Origin of the sequence: Yersinia sp. 22-579, from assembly GCF_030433455.1 — a bacterium.
In the GTDB taxonomy this organism is placed as follows: domain Bacteria; phylum Pseudomonadota; class Gammaproteobacteria; order Enterobacterales; family Enterobacteriaceae; genus Yersinia; species Yersinia enterocolitica.
Window position 1 is genome coordinate 238,332 of sequence record NZ_JAUJTZ010000002.1, and the last position, 18,939, is coordinate 257,270.

The window sequence follows — 18,939 nt, forward strand, 5'->3', positions numbered from 1 at the left end:
ATGGCGTTATTGAAGATGGCAGTTTTAATAACACCACTGAGTGTTAACTCGCCAGTTTAGTTGATAAATCTCATTAAATTTGATTTTTTTGATTCAAATCATACGAGTAGTAACTCAAAAAAATTGCTATCGCATTTTTTGTGACAATGGCAATGCGCTAATGAATTAATCTTGTCACCATGAGCGGACAATTAATGAACAATGAAATAGCCGGGGACTTCTCCTCAGGGTGTTACCCGATTTCATTACTAACGGATGCTATCAGAAATAATATTCGTGAAATTGAAGGAAGTTTAGTTTCCGGGTTAATGTATTATTCTGAAAATGCACAGTACACAGAAGGCTCATTAGAAATTCTTGATATTTCCACTTTGAAAGATAACTGTTATTCAATGAGTTACTGTTATAGGTGGTATATCTTCAACCCTTGTTTGGATATCAACACTGAAGATTTACTAACAAATACTGTAACATTTATTGTACATCCCCAAAAAATCATCTTTGATATAATTAACAATGACAGACCTTCAACCGCTGACGAATTGTAAGATTAAGTAATAAAGTTGCGCGGTGAGCGGAGAAATGATTTATATTAATAGCAAGACCAGTTTATTTAGTTTCTGATAAGCCCCTGCATTTATATGATTACCGATCTACTCACATTGTGTTATCAACACCGAATTAAGCGTTTACGGAGGGGATGATATGGATGAGTACTCACCTAAGCGGCATGACGTTGCCCAATTGAAGTTCCTGTGCGAGAGTTTGTATGATGAAGGCATTGCTACCCTTGGTGATAGCCATCATGGCTGGGTAAATGATCCAACTTCAGCCGTAAACCTGCAACTCAATGATTTGATCGAGCATATAGCTTCATTTGTGATGAGTTTTAAAATAAAATACCCGGATGGCGGCGACCTTTCAGAGTTAGTGGAAGAATATTTAGACGACACATATACTCTGTTTAGTAGTTACGGAATCAATGATCCGGAATTGCAGCGCTGGCAAAAAACCAAAGAGCGTTTATTCAGACTTTTCTCAGGGGAATACATCTGTACCCTGATGAAAACTTAAGGGATAGTTTCCCTATATTATTTTTATATTGAGAAGAAAAAACACCATGACAAAAACTGACTACCTGATGCGTTTAAGAAAATGTACGACTATTGATACATTGGAACGTGTAATTGAAAAAAATAAGTACGAACTTTCTGACGATGAGCTGGAATTGTTTTACTCAGCAGCAGACCACCGCTTAGCTGAACTCACAATGAATAAACTTTATGATAAAATTCCACCTACTGTATGGCAACATGTGAAATAGTCTGCTTAACGCTGGTTAAGACACACAACGTTGAGCCGATAATCGTTATCGGCTTCAATGCAGCAAGCGGGTTGTAAGTGTTTAATGTTAGATAAACGTCCTGATAGAACTACGGTATTGAAGGTTAACTTTAATCCCGCGTTATTGCATACCTGTGTTTAGATGTGGCCAAATGCGTTATCAGAGTATTTAAGTAGTACGCTCTTACGTGCTATTTAATTTATTAAAAACCTGCCTGGCTGCTAATAATTTAGAGATATTATTAATTATTGGCTAAAACTAAAATGCAAATAGAAAATTCAACCTGTAAACAAATAAGAATATTCTTATTTTATCATTCAGTCATCAGATGATGTTTGCGCTTGTGTGAACGATACTCGTCACCTATGGCGCTCAGGTGAAATATTGATTCATCAGAAATGGTGGAGGCCCTGCCAGCTACATCCCGGCACACACCTCGCCTGCTGCGGCTGCTTCCTTCCGGACCTGACCGAGTTCACAAGTTAGTGTTGCGGGAGAACCAACAGGGCCTCCATTGTCGTTAACGGCTCCTTATATTCTGGAGCGGTGGGCATTATCGGCCATGAACTTCGAAATAGCAAGACAACACACGCTAACTGGTGGTTTCTTGCCCAGGCGGTTCAAAGTTAGACCTAAACCTATTTTCTTCTGGCAAAAAATGCACTGATAATGTTATTTATTGCCTTCATTCTATTTATCCCACTCTATTTCTTACTGTCTCTCCATGACCATGTGCAGTGAAAACAGATCAGAAAGAGGACGCAGTGACATCAACAAAAATAGAACTAAAAAAACCGGGTGACACAGCAGAACACAGTAAAATGGACAGCTTTCGTCAGCGGGTATTTCACGTTGTGGCAGCTATCCCCTATGGGCAAGTCACCACCTATGGTGATATCGCCCGTCTGATAGGTTCTCCCCGAGCTGCGCGGCAGGTGGGCGGTGTTCTAAAACGCTTACCTGAAGGCTCTATTTTACCCTGGCATCGGGTGATTAATCGCCATGGCGAAATATCGTTAATTGGAGAAGATTATCTCAGGCAGAAAAATGCATTGCTGGCGGAAGGTATTGAAATAAGCCCTGCCGGGCGGATTGATTTACAGCAATATCGTTGGCAATACAGCTAGCTTCAGCGCCACAGGGAACGATGCCCTGTAGCGCATACAGCCAGTCGAAAGTTACTGTATCGTCCCAGTGCCAGTCATTGTAGCAGTAGGAGCAGTTTCAATAGCCACAGAAGTCACAGGAACCAGCAGCAAGTTAGCCTGTGTACCGGTACCATTGTTAATCACTTCCTGGATAGTATCAGTGATAAACATTAGCTGACCATTATGGGTAATGGCTGCACTCACAATGATCCGCGCATTTGGCTGAATCTCAGCTGGGTTAAACGGCAAGGTAAAAGTAAAGGGTGCTTGTTTACCCTCGGTGCGAATCGCTTTCTGAGCAATAACTCGCGTTGGCGCATCAGCCAGTGAGGCATCCGACAGCGTCACCGTAACGACAGCATCAGGTGGCAAGGCAATGCGCTCGCGGATATTCACTGTCCCTTGTACGGCAGGTTGTGCAATAGGTGCAGCGGCTGTCGTGATTCCTGCTGGAGCCGGAACGGGAACATCAGCCCCTTTATGGGCACACCCAGCTAAACTGACTACCAATGCTGCCCCACCCGCGATCTGCCAGAATTTTTTTGATTGCCAAGGTTTCATAGGTCGCACTCCTTCTTATTATTAAGATGCGAGTTCTATCCAAAAAAACTCGCGTTTAATAAGTGGCTTCAACCACCTAGCAAGCTAATTATAGCACAATCTGCTAGCCCCTGCCGTTTCTCTCCCGATTGAGCCATTTATCAGACTATTCCTTATAAGTCTAACTTCAACCGCACTGCTGTTTCACAGCAATATATTGACGATAGCCCTGATGATTCAGCACACTGTGTACGAACTCAACCACCAGGGGCCACAACATGAGCCAGGCATTAAAAAAATTGCTCGATCTACTCTTTCTTGAAAAAATTGAAGAAGGGATCTTCCGTGGCCAAAGTGAAGATCTGGGTTTACGCCAGGTCTTCGGGGGGCAAGTTGTCGGTCAGGCGATTTATGCGGCAAAACAAACTGTCCCCACTGATCGAGTGGTCCATTCATTTCACAGCTATTTTTTACGCCCGGGGGACAGCAGCAAACCCATCATTTATGACGTAGAAACACTGCGCGATGGCAACAGTTTCAGCGCCCGTCGGGTCAGTGCGATTCAAAATGGTAAACCTATCTTTTATATGACGGCGTCATTCCAGAGTCAGGAAGAGGGTTTTGAGCACCAAAATACCATGCCGGACGTCCCACCACCGGAAGGATTAATGTCTGAAACGGACATCGCCCGCAAATTTGCCCATTTAATTCCCGAGAAAGTGCGGGATAAATTTATCGGCCATCAACCGATTGAAATGCGTCCGGTGAAATTCCACAACCCACTGCAAGGTTCGACTGCGGAACCCAATCGCTATGTCTGGTTTAAAGCTAACGGCGAAATGCCGGATGACTTGCGAGTTCATCAATATTTACTGGGTTATGCCTCTGATTTTAATTTCTTACCGACGGCCTTGCAGCCTCATGGAATTGGGTTCCTTGAACCAGGGGTGCAAATCGCCACAATCGATCATTCCATGTGGTTCCATCGCCCATTCCGTCTTGATGACTGGTTGTTGTATGCGGTAGAAAGTACCTCAGCGTCAGGTGCTCGTGGCTTTGTTCGCGGGCAAATCTATAATCGGGAAGGAGTCTTGGTTGCCTCTACGGTGCAGGAAGGTGTGATTCGCTTACATCGGTCATAGCAAAAAATAGAAGGGGCGATGTCTCCATCGCCCCTGTTGCTATCATCATTATTATTTATTTTACTGTCAGTGATAACTTACTGACACTCTTAACTTACTGATTGTAAGCATTTTCGCCGTGGCTGTTGACATCCAGGCCTTCGCGCTCTTGCTCTTCTGGTACCCGCAGACCAACCACCAGGTCAGCAATTTTGTAGGCAACGAAAGCAACCACACCGGACCAGACCAAACACACCCCCACACTGAACAACTGTACACCCACTTGATGACCCATAGTGACGCCAGCTGCATAACCTGTGCCGCCCAATGAGGCAGAGGTGAAGACACCTGTCAGGATACAACCGACAATCCCGCACACGCCGTGAACACCGAACACGTCGCAGGTATCATCCACCCGCAGCCATTTCTTCAGCAGAACCACACCCCACAGACCGGCGACCCCACCCACTAAACCGATAATCAGTGCGCCACCGACACCAACAGTACCTGCGGCAGGTGTAATCGCAACCAAACCGGCGATACAACCTGAACATGCGCCTAACAGAGACGGCTTGCCACGCAAAATCCACTCAGCAAATACCCAGGAAAGAATGGCACCTGCGGTTGCAACTACGGTGTTCAAGAAAGCCAATGCAGCGATTTCGTTAGCGGCGCTGGCTGAACCGGCGTTGAAACCAAACCAGCCGATATACAGAATTGCCGTCCCGGTAAACACCATCGGTAAGTTGTGAGGTTTAAATGCCTCTTTACCAAAACCGGCGCGTTTACCCAGTAAGTAAGCCCCTACCAACCCCGCGATCGCGGCGTTAATATGCACTACAGTGCCGCCCGCAAAGTCCAGTGCGCCGTCCATTGCCAGGAAACCACCGCCCCATACCATGTGCGCCATTGGCAAGTATGAGAAGGTGAACCACAGCACAGCAAAAATAAGCACCGCAGAGAAACGAATACGCTCAGCAAATGAACCCACCACCAGAGCCACTGTGATACAGGCGAAGGAAGCCTGGAATACTACATGGATATATTGGTAGAAGGTGCCGCTCAGGCTGGTCAGGCCGATACCTTTGAGCATCGCCATATCGAAGTTACCGAAGAACGCGTTGCCCGTACTGAACGCCAGGCTGTAACCATACAAAATCCACAAGACACAAATCAGCGCAAAACTCACCATGACCTGAGTCATCATTGACAATACGTTTTTGGAACGCAGCAGGCCGCCGTAGAACAGGGCAATACCGGGCACGGTCATAAACAGCACCAACGCGGTGCAAATCATCATAAAGGCATTATCTGCTTTGTCAGCCACTGCCGGTGCAGCAGCCATTGCCAAAGAAGGCAGCATCGCTACCGAACTCAGGCCCAACACGGATAAAAGTTTTTTCATCATCAACCCATCCCTATTCACTAAATTTGAGCCTGCAAATTACAGTGCTGCTTCGTCTGTTTCGCCGGTACGGATGCGAATAACACGTTGCAATTCAGCAACGAAAATTTTGCCGTCACCAATTTTTCCGGTATAAGCGGCCTTACTGATAACATCAATCACTTCATCTAATTGATCATCCGCAATCGCGATATCAATTTTCACTTTGGGTAAGAAATTGACGCTGTATTCCGCTCCCCGATAGAGTTCTGCGTGCCCTTTCTGGCGACCAAATCCTTTCACTTCGGTTACGGTCAACCCCTGAATACCTACTGAGGACAAGGCTTCGCGCACATCCTCCAACTTAAATGGTTTGATAACCACGGTAACCAGCTTCATATTTGCCCCTTCTCGAATTAAGTCGAATTTATGTCGGCCACGAAATACTTATCTTCCACGAAACACTTACTTTTCTTAAAACAGTTACCTTTCTTAAAACATTTATCTTTCTTAAAACAAGTAAAGCAAAGGCTATGCCATAAATAATATTGGCGAGAATTTAATACTGAAATGGCGAACTGATGGGGCTTGAGATGCGCAGCACAATAGCGATGTGACGAAATAGAGAGGATTGAACAGTTTTTGCGCACCAAATTAGTGCGACACGCGTCACAGAAGTGCACTGCGGTATATTCGCGCTATTGCTTTGCCTGATTATGGTGCGGCAGCTTATTCCTAATAGGCGCTGGCAGAGTTATTGACTGAAATGAAAAGTAACAGCAGCGAAATGAGGAATAGTGAAAAGTAATGGGGCCATTTGACCCCACAACGTTTTATTTAACTGACTGCAGTTTCGACTTGATCAATAGCTGCCAAATCTTCACTGACTAATTGCAACTGATACATTTGATAATAACGCCCATGTGCAGCTAGCAACTCTTGATGCTTACCCTGCTCAACTGCCACACCACGGTGTAATACCAAAATAGTATCAGCATCGACAATGGTTGAAAGGCGGTGAGCTATCACCACCAGCGTGGTGTTTTTGCGAATCAGCTGTAATGCCCGCTGAATGGCCTGTTCAGTGCCCGAATCAATATTGGCGGTCGCTTCATCCAAAATCAGAATTTGTGGCGCTTGTACCAATACGCGAGCCATCGCCAATAGCTGTTTTTGCCCGACGGACAGCGTGTTGCCCTGCTCCCCAAGCAAACTGTGTAGCCCATCAGGCAACGCACGGACTAGCGAAGCCAACTGCACAGTTTCCAGTGCATCCCACACTTGCTGCTCACTAATGTCACGGCCTAATGTCACATTGGCAAAAAACGAATCAGCCAATACCACTGGGTCTTGCTGCACCATAGCAACGCCCTGTCGCAGGGTTTGATGTGATAATTCGGCTAGAGGGCGACCATCAAGTAAAATCTCTCCTTGCTGCACCGGGTAATAGCCCATTAACAGATTTGCCAGGGTACTCTTGCCACTACCGGTATGCCCTACTAAAGCGACAAAACCGTGTGAAGGCACATCAAGGGAAATATTTTGCAGCACCATTTTATCGTGGCGATAAGCAAAGCTGACATTTTTCACTTGAATATGGCCGCTGGTCAGCGGGCGATCATCGCTACCATATCCTTGCTGGACGCGGTCCATCAAATCGAAAATACGCTCTCCCGCGACCACCGCCTGTTGCAAGATCGACTGCTGTGATGTCAATTCAATCAATGGCTCATTGAGGCGGCCAAGGTAGTTGATAAATGCATATAGCACCCCAACCCCGACTGAACCTTCCGGGCTGAAACCGAAAAGCAGTAATAAACCGCATAGCACCATGGCAGAAAACAGGCTCAGTAACGGGCGCAGCAGAAAGCCTTCCAGACGCAATGTTTGCATCCGCGCCTTATAATGGGCACGGCTGGCAGACTCCATGCGTTCACCAAAACGCGCCTGCTGGCGGAACTGTTGAATAACACCCATCCCGCTAATGACTTCATTAAAGCCGTCGTTAATATCGGCCAAATAGGCCCGAACCCGGCGTACTACTGGCGTGCTGTAGCGCTGGTAAATCGCCATAACCACCAGTACCGCAGGGAAAATACAAATAGAAATCAGCGCCATGCGCCAATCCAGACTGAACATCGCCACCAGCATTGCACCAATTAACGCCGCGCTTTTCAATACCGTCGACACCACCATCACATACAAATCTTTTATGACTTCGGTATCGTTGGTTACGCGGGAAATCAATTGCCCGACAGGTTGAGTATCAAAAGCACTAAGAGGTTGGCGCAAAGCTGCATCCATCACTTCAATCCTGAGCCGTTGAACCACACCGACTGCCGCACGATTAAACAGCAATGCTTGAAAATAGTGCAATGCGGCTGCCAGTAATTGCAGCAGCAAATAAGCCAAGGCCAGCCCGCTGACTAATCCCAAAGGTAACGTGCCTTTCGCCACTACGTGGTCAATGAAATAGCTGATCAATAGTGGGCCGCTGACTTCGGCTGCCGCAGCAACCCACAGCATCAGCACCGCCAGCCCTAATGGCTTGCGATAGGGGGAGCCATAAGAAAGCAGGCGCTTGAGGGTTGGCCAAAGTTGCTGAACTTTACTCATCGGTTTTGGCCTCCGACTCACCGTCATCCAATGCTGCCTCTAATTGTTGATAGCGATACATTTCCCGATACCAGCCAGACTGATTCACCAATACATTATGCGTACCGCGTTGCATCACCCCACCATGCTGCAACACCAGAATTTCGCTGGCTTCAGTTAAAGCAGAAAGGCGGTGTGCGCTGATAATCACAGTACGATGCTCGCCCCACTCGCGCAGGTTCTTTAAGATTTCATGTTCGGTTTGGCCATCAACCGCAGAAAGTGCATCATCAAGAATCAGAATTTCAGTATCCAACAACAATGCCCGAGCAATAGAAATACGTTGCTTTTGCCCACCGGACAGCATCACACCGCGCTCACCCACCTCAGTGTCATATCCTTGTGGGAGGCGCAGGATGTCTTCATGTACGCTGGCTAAACGAGCAGCGCGTTCGATTTGATCCTGAGTGGCATCAGGTTTACCTAATGCAATGTTGCCCGCGACCGTATCTGAGAATAAGAAAGGTGTCTGGCTGACCACAGATAAACGCCCGCGCCAGTCATGCAAACGGATATCAGACAGCGGATGCCCTTGATAACAAATCATGCCGTCATCAATATCAAATTGCCGCTGAATTAATGCTAATAAGGTACTTTTGCCGGAACCCGTTGGCCCACATAGACCTAACATCTGCCCCGGTGCCAATTTCAGTGATACATCGTGTAAAGCGGGCTTTTCAGCTTCAGGGTAATAGAAATGACGAATATTCACCGCTAAAATACCGCGATCGTTTGATAATGCGATGTCACCATCTTTCACGACTGGCGCTTCTTCCAGCAAACTGCGGATACGACTATAGGCAGCACTGCCGCGTTCAACAATATTGAACATCCACGCCAGTGCCAGCATCGGCCAGATCATTAACCCCAAATACATCACAAAGCTGGTTAACTGCCCTAAGGTGATGCTGTGATTGACCACCATCCAGCTACCACCACCGATGGCTAATAAATTTGCGATACCGATAGCAATATAAATGGTTGGATCAAAACGGGCGTCAATACGAGCGACATACATATTCTTGGCACCCGCTTCTTCAGCAACCTTCGCAAATTGTTGCGACTGACTGTTTTCCAGACCAAAGGCTTTGATCATGCGGATGCTGGTGAGACTTTCCTGCGCCTGATTATTCAGAGCTGAAAATGCTCCCTGAGCTGACTTAAAACGCTGATGCAATTGATCGCCGTAATATTTGATAACCACCGCCATGACTGGCATGGGAAGCAATGACAGCAAGGTTAGTTCCCAACTGATTTGCGTGCTCATGACAATCAGCACCGCACACCCCATCACCAGCGAATCGACTAGCGTCAATACGCCCTCACCTGCGGCAAAAACTACGCGGTCAACATCATTCGTAGCGCGTGCCATTAAATCGCCAGTACGGTGACGTAAATAGAACCCAGGAGCCTGGCGGCTAAGTTGGCGATAAAAATTCGCCCGTAACTCCACGGCCAATTGATAGGAGGCCCCGAAAAGTAACACTCGCCAAACGTAGCGCAACAAATAGACCACGATGGCCGTCACCAGCATCACGCCAATCCATACCAATAACATATTGGTCGACATCTGTTTGGTGCTGATGCCATCGACAATTACCCCTACCAACTTAGGGGGTAATAATTGCAAAATAGCAATAATGATCAGTAGCAGCACGGCACCTACATAGCGACGCCATTCACGGCGGAAATACCAGCCTAATTGTGCAAACAATCTCACGCAGTTTTATCCATGATCTGACACCGAATAACATCGGTATTTGTTCGCTAAACGCGACAGGGCAGTAGAATACCATCGTTAAAATGGTTTTTTATATCCAATAGATGCCAGGCAGCCAACACTTCAGCTGTTTGGACCATAGCGGATTATCACTCAGGCACTGGCAACACTGTGGTGTATTTAATCTTTTCCATCGCAAAGCTCGAAGTCACATCAATCAACCCTGGAACACCGTTAACCATACGCTTGTAAAAACTGTCATAGCTTTTCATATCGGCAACTTCGACCTGCATCAAATAGTCGTATTCCCCCGCCATGCGATAGAAGGCCAGCACCTCTGGCATCTGCTTGGTGAACTCGACGAACTCCTGATACCAACCGCTATTATGCTGCTGTGTCTTGATCAGTACAAATGCGGTGAGTCCTAATCCTAATTTTTCACTGTCTAGTAATGCCACGCGCCCACGAATAAACCCCTCATCCTCAAGGCGCTTCAAACGTTTCCAACAGGGTGTAGAGGTCAAATTGACGGCTTCGGCCAGTACTTGCAGCGACTGCGTGCAATCTTCTTGCAACATGCACAGAAGTTTACGGTCAGTTTTATCTAACATAGCGGGCAACCATAGAATAAATTTCTACCATTTGGCGATAAAGAAGGAAAAATGGCAACGTTTTTTTCTTTAATAACCGTTAATCTAGTCATCATTAGTTTACTACCTACATCGCAGGCCATAAAAATGACCAACACTTGGGTAAAAAATGCGATCAGCGAAATAGAAGCCGATTTTCAACGCTCCGCTGATACACACCTAATCCGCCTTAATCTGCCAGCATTCCCTGGTATTTATCTCTATTTAAAAGATGAAAGCACGCACCCAACCGGTAGCTTAAAGCACCGTTTGGCCCGTTCATTGTTCCTCTATGGCTTATGTAATGGCTGGATTAAAGAAGATACAACGATAATCGAGGCTTCATCTGGGAGCACGGCGGTGTCGGAGGCCTACTTTGCTCGCTTAATTGGTTTGCCCTTTATCGCGGTAATGCCAAGCTGCACTGCCCGGCGTAAAGTGGAGCAAATCTCCTTGTATGGTGGCCGCTGTCATTTTGTCGATCATGCCGGGCAAATTTATGCTGCCTCCGAGCAATTGGCGCGTGAACTTAACGGCCACTATATGGACCAGTTTACCTATGCTGAGCGGGCAACTGATTGGCGCGGCAATAATAATATTGCCGATAGCATTTTCCGCCAAATGGCGCGCGAACCTTTCCCCGTACCTGACTATATCGTGATGAGCGCAGGTACCGGCGGCACCTCAGCCACTTTGGGGCGCTACATTCGCTATCAAGGGCATGACACGCAACTGATGGTGGTCGACCCGGAAAACTCCGTTTTTTATGATTGTTTTTGTCACGGTGACCGCACCGTAACCGGCAGTTGTGGCAGCCGTATTGAAGGTATTGGCCGGCCGCGAGCGGAGCCATCATTCATTCCAGAAGTGATTGACAGTATGTTGCGGGTTCCTGATGCAGCCAGCGTTGCTACCATCCATTGGCTGGAAGGCATTTTGGGCCGCAAAGTGGGGGCGTCAACCGGCACTAACGTTTGGGGAACATTACAACTCGCTAAGCAGATGCGCGAGCAAGGTAAAACCGGTGCTATCGTGACGTTACTGTGCGACAGCGGTGAGCGTTATCTCGATACTTATTACGACCCTCAATGGGTCAGCAACAATATTGGCGATTTAACGCCATATCGTGATGAATTAAACAATCTGTAATATCGTGATAAACGGGGCCGTAAACCGGCCCCTTTCAGAAGAAAAAAACCGGATGGTTATCCGGCTGGCTAATAGCTATCCTCAAAGTCATTAGTTTTATCGCACCAATAACCCGTGGATATACCTCAGAATTCGGGGGAATAGGTGAGGTGTGGTGAACTTAGCCAATGTTGCAAATAATGAGCTACGCCTTGTTCCTCGCAGCGACCAATAACCTGTAACTGAGGTAACTCTTGTTTCAGTTGAGGTAATGCATTTCCCATGACTAACCCACGACCGACTCGCGACAACATTTCTTTATCATTCATCGCATCGCCAAACGCCATGCAATCAGCCAGGGTTAAATCAAGATGATGGCTCAAACGCTCTAAAGCAGCCCCTTTGTTACAACCACGAGGTAGCATTTCGAGGCAATCGACGGCTGAGAAACAGAAATCGGCTTTATCACCCATTTGTTGCTCAAGCTGAATCTTAAGTTCGACCAGTTCCTGATGTGGCGCAATAAAACAAATTTTGTGATTACCCGTTTTCGGTAATGCATCTAGCGCAGTCAGTTGGAACTGGAAACTGCTGGTTTTATGGGCTGCTAATAAAGCGGGATCATTGTAATCAGTAAACCAGCCATCATCGCGGAAGATATGAATGCTGGCATTGGTCTGCCAAGGGGTACGCAGCACAAACTCCACCAGTTCTGCCGGCAAATCCATACCATCTAAATGCACACCATCCATGTCACACACTCGTGTGCCATTACCCGTAATTAAATAACCGTTAATACCCGAATGAGATAGGATCCCTTTCATATCAAGGTAATGCCGACCGGTAGCGAATGTCAGGATCATCCCCTTTTCCACTAACTGGTGTAACGCATTTAATGTCGCACCACCAATTCGATGGTCACGCATCAGTAAGGTTCCATCCATATCAAAAGCGGCTAAACGGTACATTCAAAACCTCACTAAGAGTGAAACTGGTGGTATGTATAAAATTATGGCGTAGTATTTACGGAACTAATAGTGAACAAATAATTTAAACTATTCCGGATTTAGCATGCGCATTATTCACCGACTTACCCAATATCAGCGCTTATTCCAAAAGTTCGGAGAAAACCTGGCTTCGACAACAGTAAGTGAAGTCGCAGGTTTGCTATTTTGCAGTGAACGCCACGCTCGCACCTTAATACAACAGTTACAGGCAAATGGCTGGCTCAGTTGGCATTCGCAAGTGGGCCGGGGCAAACGCGCACAACTACAATGCCTGAAAAGCCCCGATACACTTCGGGCAACCTATATGCAGGCGTTTCTCGAACAAGGTGATCATCAGGCTGCGCTCGAATTGGCTCAACTGGAACCTGAACGTTTACAGGCGTTGCTGAACCCTCATATGGGGGGGCAGTGGCAAGCAGACAGCCCAGTATTACGTATTCCATATTACCGTATGCTTGAGCCGTTAAATCCACTCACCGCCACTGGTCGGGCAGAGCAGCACCTGATTTACACCTTGCACGCGGGGTTGACTCGCTTTAATACCGGTTGCCCACAACCCCAACCGGATCTGGCCCACCACTGGCAAGTCAGTGATGATGGTTTGACCTGGCAATTCTTTTTACGTAGCCAGTTGCGTTGGCATAATGGGGAGCGCCTTCACGGTCAGCAATTATTGCAAACACTCAAGCTATTGCGTGCCAATACCCGCAGCCAGCCAAGTTTTGCCAATATTTTGACCATTACCCTACCCCACGCTCTATGTCTACAGTTTACCCTTTCTCAACCAGACTACTGGTTGGCTCATCGATTGGCTGATTTACCCTGCCGGCTATTTCATCCAGATAATCCTTTGCTGGGTGCCGGCCCGTTTAAATTGGCGACCTTCGAACAGCATCTGCTACGGTTAGAACAACATGAGTTCTACCATTTGCAGCACCCTTATCTGGAAATCATTGAATACTGGATAACCCCGAATCTAATGGTGCAATCAACCGACGGTAGTTGCCAACATCCGGTGCGTATTACCATCGGTCAGGAAGAGGACTTCCCTTTAGCCCGCCCCGTTCAACGCAGTATGAGCCTGGGGTTTTGCTATCTGGCGGTTAATCAGCATCGCAGCAATATGACTTCTCAGCAACTCGCCCGGTTACTGATGTTAGTGCAAACCTCGGGCATATTAGAGGAGTTATCAATCCGGCGCGGGATCATAACTCCAAGCCATGAAATGTTGCCGGGTTGGCCCATCCCACGGTTTGCATCTGATAATGACTCGCCATTGCCGGCTCATCTGATATTGATATATCAACCGCCAATGGAGCTTAAAAGTGTCGCCGAGCAGCTAAAAGTTGTATTAGCAGCACAGGGCTGCACATTAGAAATCCGTGCCAGCCACGATAAACAGTGGAAAGATAGCCACCAAATTGAAAAGGCTGATTTATTATTAGCAGACCATTTGGTTGGTGAATCACCAGAGGCGGCAATGGAAAGCTGGCTCCGACTTGATCCCCTGTGGCGTGGCATCCTGTCACCATCACAGTGGGAGCAGCAGCAAAAAACACTGACCCATATTCAGCAAATAGAGCTGGCTTCAGAGCGGCATCACCAATTACGGGAGCATTATAATGATCTGATGCTATCCGGATTGATTCTACCGCTGTTCAACTATCAATATCAGGTCAATGCTCCACCACGAATTAATGGTGTGACATTAACGGCTTACGGTTGGTTCGACTTCAGTCAGGCGTGGCTCCCTCCGACTGCGACGTGATAACCAAACTCCGGTAGCTACCTTTTCTTGCGCTATCTAAGTACCATATTGCCAGTTTTCAATTTTGCTGTGAGATTTGCGCTTTAAGGCTCACAGCTGTACGAGGTAACAGTATGAAACGTGCCGTAGTTGTCTTTAGTGGTGGACAAGATTCCACCACCTGCTTGATTCAAGCATTACAGCAGTATGATGAAGTCCACTGCATTACCTTCGATTATGGGCAGCGACATCGTGCTGAAATCGATGTCGCTCGTAAACTGGCAATTCAACTTGGGGCTAAAGCGCACAAAGTACTGGATGTGGGCATGCTTAATGAGTTAGCTGTCAGTAGCCTGACCCGAGACAGCATCCCTGTACCCTCTTACAGTGAAGAAGATGAGGATTCGATTCCCAGTACCTTTGTCCCTGGCCGTAATATTCTATTTCTGACCCTGGCTGCTATTTATGCTTATCAAGTACAAGCTCAGGCTGTCATTACCGGTGTCTGTGAAACAGACTTTTCGGGTTACCCAGATTGCCGGGATGAATTCGTTAAGGCTCTTAACCATGCCATCGATTTAGGTATTGGCCGTGATATTGCTTTTATCACCCCGCTAATGTGGCTGGATAAAGCCGAAACATGGGCGTTGGCGGATTACTATCAGCAACTCGATCGTATCCGTCATGACACATTAACTTGTTACAACGGGATTCAAGGTGATGGTTGCGGTCAATGTGCTGCCTGCCACTTACGCGCCAAAGGGTTAGAGTTCTATCTGGCTAATAAACCTAAAGTCATATTAAGCCTAAAACAAAAAACCGGACTGGTCTAACCGCTTTAAGCCCATAGACTAGCGGCAACCTGACTTTCTCTACCTCCTCCAGAGCGAGGTAGAGCCCTACTAAGCACGATCCCTTTTTTATAAACCCCGATTAACAAACTCCTGAAGTTTTTCGCGTAATTCCCCATCAATGGGTAATGCCTTTTGATTACGCAAATCGATGCACACAAAAGTCAGCTCTGCATCAGCCACAGGAATAGAATCAGGCTCTAGCGTGACAGTCTGTTTCATCACACCACTTTTTCCATTCAACCTTAATAGTTGACTATCGATCCGTAACAGGTCGCCCAAAACCGCAGGCCGACGATAGTTAATATTGATATTAACCACGATAAAAGCGATTTGATTTTCAGCCATCCATTGTGCTGCTGGCTCTCCATCAAGCCATTCCCAGCGGGCTTCTTCGAGAAACTCTAAATAGCGGGCATTATTAACATGTTGAAAAACATCAATATGAAAACCCCTGACTCTAATATGAGTATGCATGCGACGAGCTTCTCCAGACAATAAGTTGTTATTATAGAATGACAGATACAACTGGTATGACCTCAAAAAGAAAGCCTAGCAGAGGAAGAGCGCTTCATAGCGTGCTTATTATATAATCCGGACCAACATCACAGTTTTACCTGACAGCTGCGACTTACATTATGAAATAACTGGAAGTTATTCCTGGTGAAAAAGCCAGGCAAACACAGCATCTGCCTGACTGCGATATCTGTTTTTCTGACTCTATTTACATTCTAAGCTTGCTGCGATTCCTCTCTAAGAAAGAGGGGCCAATACCTGGCACTTCAAGCAGTTGCTCTGCATCAGTAAAAAAGCCGAACTGCTCACGATAGTTAACAATTGCTTCCGCTTTCTTCCTGCCAATCCCGCTGAGGGACTGCGCCAGCTGTTCCGCATCTGCACTATTAATATTGATTTGGCTCTGCGGATTATCCTGTAAATTGCCAGCAGTGGCTGTTACGACCATTTTGTCATGCGTGGCTTTCTCGGGAGTTTTCGATACGGTATTTGCCTTGGTTGTAGCCTTTCCTGGTACTGACGGGTTAAGAATTTTACCCTCAGAGGAGCTTGGGGCGGCATAAGCCAAAGGTTGAATATTAAAACCTGCCAGTAATGTCGTGATGACAAATAATTTTCCTATGAATTTCATGCTGTATCCTCCTTGTGTTTGACAGCATGCCTACCTTGCCTGAGCCTCCGATTTGTCGCAAAGGCCAGTTTTTAGATATGCGAAAGGCCGCCAAAGCGACCTTTCGTTGTTACATCCAATTGCAAATCAATGCGAGGCTTATTGAGGTTGTTGCTGCTCCGCAGGGCCCATCTTGATAGTGGCCTGTTTACGCAGATTCGCCATCAGTGCATCGAAGGTCACACCACTAGCCCCCTCTTCCATCTTAGCGATAAAGTTCTTCATTTCGCCTTCCGGCAATTTGCCCGGGGTCACCGATAACAGTTCGATCAATACGATGTTATCTTGGCGATCCTGAGACAATCCATATACCGGCTGGTCTTTTTGTGGATGAGGCAAGGCAAAGATAGTCTGCACTAATTGGTCATCATCTGGCGCGCGTGACAAGGTTTTCTTCTCACCGAAGCTGATTCCAGCGGCCTTCATAGCTTCTTCGCCCTTACCTTGTTTCAGCGCAGTCAGGATCTTCTCGCCATCAACACGAGCTAATTGCTCCGCTTTCTGACGTTTTACCAGTTCGGCGACCTGATCACGAACTTGATCAAATGGTTCGATTCCTTCAGGTTTGTGGCCGTCAATGCGGATAACAAAAGCACGATCGCCGTCAACAGTGATGACATCAGAGTTGCTACCAGGTGCGCCATTCTCACCTACCAAGCCCCCCTCAAAGATAGCTTGCACCACAGGCTTGAAGTTAACCTCAGTTGGCACCGCATCACGGGTAAACCAACCAGTTTGCTTAGCTTTCGCACCCGCGGCTTCTTCAGCCGAAGCCAGAGACTCGTTATCGCTGGTAGCCGCTTCGCTCACTTTTTGTTGTAAGGCGTAGTATGCATCAACCGCTTTTTCCTGCTTAACCTGTTTAGCCAGCGCATCATGAACTTCTGACAACGGTTTTACCTGCGCAGGTTTGATATCGTTAAGACGAACAATCAAATAACCCACGGAAGATTTCACCACATCAGACAACTGGCCTTTCTCAGTCAGATTTGCTTGTTTCAGCTCATCCGCTGTTGTTTCCGGTTCTAACCAACCCAACTCGCCGCCATTTTTGCGGGAAATGATGTCAGTCGATTTCTCTTTTGCGATTGCAGCAAAATCAGCACCTTTTTTCAGCTCATCCAATGCAGTTTTGGCTTCAGCTTCAGTTTTAAACTGAATGACACTGTAGTTGCGTTGCTCAGGCTTAGTATAAGTACTTTTATGCTGGTCGTAATACGCGGCGATATCTTCTTCAGTAACAGTAATTTTGTCCTGCATCGCCGCAGCATCCATTGCAATGAAACTGATTTTCATCTGTTCCGGTGCAATGAAGCTATTTTTGTTCTGATCGTAATAGGCTTGCAGTTCTTCATCTGTGACTTTCTGCTGCGCTTGAAGTGCTTTGAGGTCTAGCGTTGCCAGACGGACTTCACGTTGCTGCAAAATCAACTCTGACATCGCTTGTGCTTCGACAGGCAGGACGAAACCAGTATCGCCGAAGGCTTGTAGCAATTGCTGATTAATCAGCTGCTGGCGCTGTAATTGAGCGAATTGATCTGGGGTGTAGCCCATTCGATTGACCAGCTCAAGGTATTTGTTGTTATCGAACTTACCATCAGTCTGGAAATAAGGTGCCTGGCGAATAGCATCTTTCACTTGTTCGTCACTGGCAGTCAGGCCTAACTTTTTAGCATATTGGTCGAGCAACATATTGTTGACCAATTGCCCAAGTACCTGCTGACGCAGTTGCAGCATGTAACCTTCGTTCGCGGCCAACGCGGAGAACTGTTCGCCCAATTGCTGTTGCAAGCGGCCACGTTCGCTCTGTACAGCCTGTTCTAACTGAGCACGACTAATCTCTTGGCCATTAACTTTGGCAGCAAAGTCGTTGGAGCCACCAATCAGATAGCTGCCAACCCCAGTCAGGATAAAGGACAACATGATCAGGGCCAGAATGATTTTGAGCACGACGTTATTAGCAGCCGCGCGTAAATTGTCCATCATAATGTGACAATACTCCGCTGTAATATGGATAAAAACTGTTGCGCAGGTCTAAATAAACCCAGCATTCCTTGCGACAGCCCTTCATGCTGCTGCGCGAAAAAAAAGCGCATCATTAACGATGCGCCTTGTATCTTACCTTACCAACTCAACTGCGTCAGGTTATTGTTAACACAAACACAGGTGAGAAGTGACGCGGCAATCAGTTTACAGCGTCTTTCAGGCCTTTACCGGCACGGAAGCCTGGTACTTTGGCTGCTGGAATACTGATTTCTTTGCCTGTCTGAGGGTTACGGCCAGTACGTGCAGAACGCTCACGTACTGCAAAAGTACCAAAACCAACCAGAGCTACGTCATCTCCTTCTTTCAAAGATTCAGTAACAGAAGCAATAATTGCATCCAATGCGCGCCCAGCGGCCGCTTTAGAAATATCAGCACCTGCGGCAATTTTGTCGATCAGTTGTGACTTATTCACTCTTTCATCCCCTTTAAAAT

The 18,939-nt window shown here is 46.9% G+C and carries 19 protein-coding genes and 1 other RNA gene; 8 read left to right on the forward strand and 12 right to left on the reverse strand.

Annotation, left to right across the window (positions count from 1 at the left end):
* The first annotated feature begins 194 nt into the window (after window positions 1-194).
* From QSV56_RS03465 to ymoA, 3 genes are all read left to right on the forward strand, one after another.
* The gene (locus tag QSV56_RS03465) at window positions 195-548 is read left to right on the forward strand and encodes a hypothetical protein (RefSeq protein WP_046695349.1); all 354 of its coding nucleotides are present in this window, start codon (window positions 195-197) and stop codon (window positions 546-548) included.
* A 157-nt stretch (window positions 549-705) separates the two neighbouring features.
* Window positions 706-1,074 carry an Hha toxicity modulator TomB gene (gene tomB, locus QSV56_RS03470; protein WP_005167670.1) on the forward strand — a complete coding sequence of 123 codons (369 nt, stop codon included), beginning with the start codon at window positions 706-708 and terminating at the stop codon, window positions 1,072-1,074.
* Window positions 1,075-1,120: 46 nt separating this feature from the next.
* Window positions 1,121-1,324, forward strand: coding sequence for an expression modulating protein YmoA (gene ymoA / locus QSV56_RS03475; RefSeq protein WP_002208622.1), 204 nt, complete (start codon window positions 1,121-1,123; stop codon window positions 1,322-1,324).
* Between the two features lie 429 nt (window positions 1,325-1,753).
* Here ymoA and ffs read toward each other — a convergent pair.
* An RNA gene (gene ffs / locus QSV56_RS03480) (signal recognition particle sRNA small type) lies at window positions 1,754-1,850 on the reverse strand.
* 316 nt (window positions 1,851-2,166) lie between these two features.
* Here ffs and QSV56_RS03485 point away from each other — a divergent pair.
* Window positions 2,167-2,472, forward strand: a complete 306-nt coding sequence (locus tag QSV56_RS03485) for an MGMT family protein (RefSeq protein WP_050880165.1) — start codon at window positions 2,167-2,169, stop codon at window positions 2,470-2,472.
* Window positions 2,473-2,523: 51 nt separating this feature from the next.
* Here QSV56_RS03485 and QSV56_RS03490 read toward each other — a convergent pair whose 3' ends face one another.
* Window positions 2,524-3,054: a YbaY family lipoprotein gene (locus QSV56_RS03490; RefSeq protein WP_046051452.1), complete on the reverse strand. Its 531-nt coding sequence runs from the start codon at window positions 3,052-3,054 to the stop codon at window positions 2,524-2,526.
* A 257-nt stretch (window positions 3,055-3,311) separates the two neighbouring features.
* Between QSV56_RS03490 and tesB the strand changes: the two genes are divergently transcribed.
* The gene (tesB, locus tag QSV56_RS03495; RefSeq protein WP_019082546.1) at window positions 3,312-4,175 is read left to right on the forward strand and encodes an acyl-CoA thioesterase II; all 864 of its coding nucleotides are present in this window, start codon (window positions 3,312-3,314) and stop codon (window positions 4,173-4,175) included.
* A 94-nt stretch (window positions 4,176-4,269) separates the two neighbouring features.
* On the opposite strand, the gene amtB is transcribed toward tesB, so the two are convergent.
* The 5 genes from amtB to QSV56_RS03520 form a co-directional block, all read right to left on the reverse strand.
* The gene (gene amtB / locus QSV56_RS03500) at window positions 4,270-5,559 is read right to left on the reverse strand and encodes an ammonium transporter AmtB (protein ID WP_005167660.1); all 1,290 of its coding nucleotides are present in this window, start codon (window positions 5,557-5,559) and stop codon (window positions 4,270-4,272) included.
* Between the two features lie 39 nt (window positions 5,560-5,598).
* On the reverse strand, window positions 5,599-5,937 hold the full coding sequence (gene glnK / locus QSV56_RS03505) for a P-II family nitrogen regulator (RefSeq protein WP_002208627.1): 339 nt from the start codon (window positions 5,935-5,937) through the stop codon (window positions 5,599-5,601).
* A gap of 438 nt (window positions 5,938-6,375) precedes the next feature.
* Window positions 6,376-8,154, reverse strand: a complete 1,779-nt coding sequence (locus tag QSV56_RS03510) for a SmdB family multidrug efflux ABC transporter permease/ATP-binding protein (RefSeq protein ID WP_046051454.1) — start codon at window positions 8,152-8,154, stop codon at window positions 6,376-6,378.
* Window positions 8,147-9,913 carry a SmdA family multidrug ABC transporter permease/ATP-binding protein gene (locus QSV56_RS03515; RefSeq protein WP_019081296.1) on the reverse strand — a complete coding sequence of 589 codons (1,767 nt, stop codon included), beginning with the start codon at window positions 9,911-9,913 and terminating at the stop codon, window positions 8,147-8,149. The genes QSV56_RS03510 and QSV56_RS03515 overlap by 8 nt, the downstream gene beginning before the upstream one ends.
* A 149-nt stretch (window positions 9,914-10,062) precedes the next feature.
* Window positions 10,063-10,524, reverse strand: coding sequence for an Lrp/AsnC family transcriptional regulator (locus QSV56_RS03520; protein WP_005163482.1), 462 nt, complete (start codon window positions 10,522-10,524; stop codon window positions 10,063-10,065).
* 126 nt (window positions 10,525-10,650) lie between these two features.
* On the opposite strand from QSV56_RS03520, the gene QSV56_RS03525 reads away from it, so the two are divergent.
* Window positions 10,651-11,691 carry a PLP-dependent cysteine synthase family protein gene (locus QSV56_RS03525; protein WP_019081297.1) on the forward strand — a complete coding sequence of 347 codons (1,041 nt, stop codon included), beginning with the start codon at window positions 10,651-10,653 and terminating at the stop codon, window positions 11,689-11,691.
* A gap of 125 nt (window positions 11,692-11,816) precedes the next feature.
* On the opposite strand, the gene cof is transcribed toward QSV56_RS03525, so the two are convergent.
* A complete protein-coding gene (gene cof / locus QSV56_RS03530) occupies window positions 11,817-12,638 on the reverse strand; it encodes an HMP-PP phosphatase (protein WP_019081298.1) in 822 nt (273 codons plus the stop codon).
* Between the two features lie 103 nt (window positions 12,639-12,741).
* On the opposite strand from cof, the gene QSV56_RS03535 reads away from it, so the two are divergent.
* Together QSV56_RS03535 and queC are read left to right on the forward strand one after the other, a co-directional pair.
* On the forward strand, window positions 12,742-14,445 hold the full coding sequence (locus tag QSV56_RS03535) for an SgrR family transcriptional regulator (RefSeq protein ID WP_301210758.1): 1,704 nt from the start codon (window positions 12,742-12,744) through the stop codon (window positions 14,443-14,445).
* Window positions 14,446-14,558: 113 nt separating this feature from the next.
* Window positions 14,559-15,257, forward strand: a complete 699-nt coding sequence (gene queC / locus QSV56_RS03540) for a 7-cyano-7-deazaguanine synthase QueC (protein ID WP_050121925.1) — start codon at window positions 14,559-14,561, stop codon at window positions 15,255-15,257.
* Window positions 15,258-15,344: 87 nt separating this feature from the next.
* On the opposite strand, the gene QSV56_RS03545 is transcribed toward queC, so the two are convergent.
* The 4 genes from QSV56_RS03545 to hupB all read right to left on the reverse strand — a co-directional run bounded on the left by QSV56_RS03545 (window position 15,345) and on the right by hupB (window position 18,919).
* Complete coding sequence (locus QSV56_RS03545; protein ID WP_046051458.1) at window positions 15,345-15,752, reverse strand: thioesterase family protein; 408 nt, start codon at window positions 15,750-15,752, stop codon at window positions 15,345-15,347.
* A gap of 247 nt (window positions 15,753-15,999) precedes the next feature.
* Window positions 16,000-16,422 (reverse strand): ComEA family DNA-binding protein, encoded by a 423-nt coding sequence (locus QSV56_RS03550; protein WP_046051459.1) that lies wholly within the window; start codon window positions 16,420-16,422, stop codon window positions 16,000-16,002.
* Window positions 16,423-16,560: 138 nt separating this feature from the next.
* On the reverse strand, window positions 16,561-18,447 hold the full coding sequence (ppiD, locus tag QSV56_RS03555; RefSeq protein ID WP_019082540.1) for a peptidylprolyl isomerase: 1,887 nt from the start codon (window positions 18,445-18,447) through the stop codon (window positions 16,561-16,563).
* A gap of 199 nt (window positions 18,448-18,646) precedes the next feature.
* Entirely contained in the window at window positions 18,647-18,919 is a 273-nt protein-coding gene (hupB, locus tag QSV56_RS03560) for a nucleoid-associated protein HU-beta (RefSeq protein WP_004392663.1), read from the reverse strand.
* Window positions 18,920-18,939: the final 20 nt, after the last annotated feature.

Bases quoted from the DNA above. Each gene is read 5' to 3' on its own strand.
- QSV56_RS03465 (WP_046695349.1), top strand. From the start codon at position 195: ATGAACAATGAAATAGCCGGGGACTTCTCCTCAGGGTGTTACCCGATT.
- tomB (WP_005167670.1), top strand. From the start codon at position 706: ATGGATGAGTACTCACCTAAGCGGCATGACGTTGCCCAATTGAAGTTC.
- ymoA (WP_002208622.1), top strand. From the start codon at position 1,121: ATGACAAAAACTGACTACCTGATGCGTTTAAGAAAATGTACGACTATT.
- QSV56_RS03485 (WP_050880165.1), top strand. From the start codon at position 2,167: ATGGACAGCTTTCGTCAGCGGGTATTTCACGTTGTGGCAGCTATCCCC.
- QSV56_RS03490 (WP_046051452.1), bottom strand. From the start codon at position 3,054: ATGAAACCTTGGCAATCAAAAAAATTCTGGCAGATCGCGGGTGGGGCA.
- tesB (WP_019082546.1), top strand. From the start codon at position 3,312: ATGAGCCAGGCATTAAAAAAATTGCTCGATCTACTCTTTCTTGAAAAA.
- amtB (WP_005167660.1), bottom strand. From the start codon at position 5,559: ATGAAAAAACTTTTATCCGTGTTGGGCCTGAGTTCGGTAGCGATGCTG.
- glnK (WP_002208627.1), bottom strand. From the start codon at position 5,937: ATGAAGCTGGTTACCGTGGTTATCAAACCATTTAAGTTGGAGGATGTG.
- QSV56_RS03510 (WP_046051454.1), bottom strand. From the start codon at position 8,154: ATGAGTAAAGTTCAGCAACTTTGGCCAACCCTCAAGCGCCTGCTTTCT.
- QSV56_RS03520 (WP_005163482.1), bottom strand. From the start codon at position 10,524: ATGTTAGATAAAACTGACCGTAAACTTCTGTGCATGTTGCAAGAAGAT.
- QSV56_RS03525 (WP_019081297.1), top strand. From the start codon at position 10,651: ATGACCAACACTTGGGTAAAAAATGCGATCAGCGAAATAGAAGCCGAT.
- cof (WP_019081298.1), bottom strand. From the start codon at position 12,638: ATGTACCGTTTAGCCGCTTTTGATATGGATGGAACCTTACTGATGCGT.
- QSV56_RS03535 (WP_301210758.1), top strand. From the start codon at position 12,742: ATGCGCATTATTCACCGACTTACCCAATATCAGCGCTTATTCCAAAAG.
- queC (WP_050121925.1), top strand. From the start codon at position 14,559: ATGAAACGTGCCGTAGTTGTCTTTAGTGGTGGACAAGATTCCACCACC.
- QSV56_RS03545 (WP_046051458.1), bottom strand. From the start codon at position 15,752: ATGCATACTCATATTAGAGTCAGGGGTTTTCATATTGATGTTTTTCAA.
- QSV56_RS03550 (WP_046051459.1), bottom strand. From the start codon at position 16,422: ATGAAATTCATAGGAAAATTATTTGTCATCACGACATTACTGGCAGGT.
- ppiD (WP_019082540.1), bottom strand. From the start codon at position 18,447: ATGATGGACAATTTACGCGCGGCTGCTAATAACGTCGTGCTCAAAATC.